The organism is Flavobacterium sp., from assembly GCF_044368995.1.
In the GTDB taxonomy this organism is placed as follows: Bacteria; Bacteroidota; Bacteroidia; order Flavobacteriales; family Flavobacteriaceae; genus Flavobacterium.
Map to the genome: position 1 here is coordinate 1 of NZ_JBIPMS010000156.1, position 3,252 is coordinate 3,252.

The window sequence follows — 3,252 nt, forward strand, 5'->3', positions numbered from 1 at the left end:
GCCATAATTTCTGTTTTTAGTTTCACTTTTATTGCTTTTCGATAGTATGTGAAAGTGGTCTTTTTACCGTCCTTTGCGAAGCCCTTATTTTACTGGGTTTTTGCAATTACTTTCACTTCTATCAAAAAGTGAAACAAAGAAACCAGGCATTTTTGGAATAAACAAGAAAAAAGTCATTTTTCCTGGTTTTCAATACTTTACAACAAAAAAGCGAGGGTGATACCTCGCTATTCTGCTTGCTGCAATAATTTTAGAAACACTGATAATTCTTTATCGGTGAAATCTTCACCTTTAAAGGTAATGGGTAATTTAAGTGGCTCGCTGTGGAGTACTTTTTGAAGTTGGGATAATCTAAGGCGTATTCGCATGGTGTTAGTTCTTTTCAAATTGCAACCCATCCTCTTTGATGTTGTTGCCTAATATGTCCCAATCCTCGTTGATGGTTCCTTCTTTGGTCATGTAGAACACTACCGCTTTGTAAATATTGTATGGTCTTACATCCACACGGTCAAAACTAAAGAAGTCTCTAATCTCGTTTAGGATTTCTTCGTGGAGCTTTCTATTGGTTACGTTTAGAACCATATGGTTGTGGTAGCCTTTGCGATTGGTAAACGGTTCACTGGTAAAGAACAAACGTAATTTTGTTGCATCACCATATTTTTGCTCTAGGTGTTCATATAGAGCGTTCATTTGTTTGTAACAGCTCTTTTTGTTACGCTCTAGCCTATAGGCTACCGTTACAAAGAAACTCCAATCCAGTTGCCATATTCTGAATTGCAAACTGTCCTTATCCACTAGGTTGTCTATTAAATTTCTCATGGATTGGTTTTCTTGGCGTAATACTTTGTTCTCATCGAACATGATTTCACTATCAAAGTACCTTGCGTGGTCAATTGGAAATAATCGCTTACCGCTTGGTATTTTAGTTTCGTTCCATAGCTCTTCATTCTTTTTGTAGAATCTGTAGATTGTACTTTTACTTGCTTTGGTACTTATTATAAATTTTTTTAAATTTTCATACTTCATTTTTTTATTGGTTAGTATATTGTTATTGTTCAGATGCAAGAAGCCCATACAAGGGACTTACTCAAGCAGCATTTACAATAAATACGAACGAATTTCCAAAAGTGTAGCTTTTTGGGACTTTTTTTTAAAAAATATTTTTTTTAGGTAGAAAATTTAGTGTTTCAAAGTGACACATTGGGTAGCGAACTCAGAAACATGGTGGCTATTTGTTTAAACCATCATAGGGATGAGGGGCTAATATGCCAAATTGTGTACATGAGGTAGGTAACATCAAAATAGCATTATCGTGGATTTTGATACTAAAAAAGCCCAAACAAGTAAGGCGGGGGGTGCCGCTGTTCCTGTAGGGGCTATTTGAGACATACTAACGTTTACGTGTGAATGGATGTAAAAACAGCAACTAAAATGTATTTCTAGCTGCTGTTAATGTGTTGTTTGTAAATTGCTTTTTGATAAGTAACCAATTTATTTTTTGTTTAAAATCAGCAACCCAGTTTCATCATCAATGTAACAACTTCTCATATTATCAAATAATATTTTTATAAGAAAAGCTTTTTCTTCTTCATTTGTTATACCCTTTTCAGTTAAATTTTCATTAAAATAAATTTTAACGAATTTATCTAATCCTTTTTTTAATTTACATTTAATTTTTTTGGATTCCTTTACTTTTATAAAACCTAATTTTTTAATAGATTCATCACCTAAATCTATATATGTCTTTTTGTTAAGTATATCTTTAACAAACAATTTATAATCTTCTTTAGTTCCTTTTTTCTTAATTTGGAAATATGTATACAAATCATCATTTTCAATAATAGCACTTCCAGTAAAATCATGAGACTTAATATTTAAGGATAAATATTTACTATTAGACTTAAAGTCGTTTAAAATTTTATCAATAAAAGAGACATCTTGCAACAAACCCAAACTCAAAAAAAAGTATAAAATAATTTTCATTTTCAAATAATTTTTAATTAAAACTAATCTAATAACTCTGAAGGAATTTTGTTCCATCTACCATTGGTTTTACCATATGTAGTCCTTTTATTCTCTCCTTTTACAGCTCTCATTCGATTTTCGATATTAACAGCGTTAACTTCGTTCATTTTAATTCCATTCTTTGTCACATCACTTGTCCAAGTACCCATCTCATTATCATATCCATGACCTAACAACTCATGTACAAGAGCAATAACTGGGTCTCTAACTTCTCCCCCAACATTTTTTGTTCTAGTTGGGTCATATTCAGTAGTTGAGCCAGTTGAAATTCCTAATCTTTGAGAAATTGCATAATCACCAGTATTAGAATTACCTTCAGCATCATTTTCTACATCTTTTATGAAATGTTCATTTTCGCTTTTTTCTAATTTGTCTAATCTATTAACCATTTCAGAATCTCCGCTATTTTTTATTTCATTTAAGTCTTCCAAAACTTTTGATGCATAAGAATTACTTCCTTTATATTCTTTACCATCACCGCTATACAACTTTCCATTCTTATACTCTAAATCTGTTTCAACTTCATCTCCTTCAGAATTTTTTTCATTAATCTTGACAATGATTTTTTCTGCTTGCATCCCATCTGGGTCAACAAATGTCATTGGATTATTATAACAATAATTATAAGGATTCCATCTTCTAGAAGTTTCCGCTAGCGGGTCAATATTCATCCAACGTCCTAATGCAGGGTCATAATTCCTAGCTCCATAGTCGTACATATTAAGCCCTAGTTCCTCTTGCAGCTCCTTGCCATTGTATTTATAATTATAACTTGCATTCGAAACAGCGGGTGCTGGTACAATTTCTACACCTGTTTCTGGAAATTTTTCAAAATTTAGTTTTTCTACATTATAGTTTTTGTGTTTTAAGCCAAAAGCATAATAATGGTTTTCTTCTAATATTCTGACTCTGTTTCTTACAAGTGGGTCTCTGGCATAAGATAACCTAACGTTTCCTAAATGGTCGGTGTAATTAAATACATAATTAAAAGCACCCAATGCACTATTTGCTCCGCCTTGTGCAGCTAATGGCTTGGTGTAATGAACGTACCCTTCGGCATGTGGAAAAAACTGTAAAGTAGCATTTTTGTACTGAAAACCGCTTAAATAATCAGTAGTAGTTGTAATATGTGATACATTATCTTCAACTACTTTTTTTACTTTTCCTCCTATCGCATTGTAAATATATGAAATATTTCCACTATTTGTACCTTCAAAATAAATATTT

Annotated in this window: 3 protein-coding genes; all 3 read right to left on the reverse strand. The window is 32.1% G+C overall.

Going from position 1 to position 3,252, the window contains the following annotated elements:
* Positions 1-372: 372 nt before the first annotated feature.
* The gene (locus ACIQ2I_RS08690) at positions 373-1,026 is read right to left on the reverse strand and encodes a hypothetical protein (protein ID WP_396182021.1); all 654 of its coding nucleotides are present in this window, start codon (positions 1,024-1,026) and stop codon (positions 373-375) included.
* A 465-nt stretch (positions 1,027-1,491) separates the two neighbouring features.
* On the reverse strand, positions 1,492-1,983 hold the full coding sequence (locus tag ACIQ2I_RS08695; RefSeq protein ID WP_396182022.1) for a hypothetical protein: 492 nt from the start codon (positions 1,981-1,983) through the stop codon (positions 1,492-1,494).
* Positions 1,984-2,006: 23 nt separating this feature from the next.
* The coding region (locus tag ACIQ2I_RS08700; protein WP_396182023.1) for an RHS repeat-associated core domain-containing protein at positions 2,007-3,252 on the reverse strand (1,246 nt) is incomplete at its 5' end.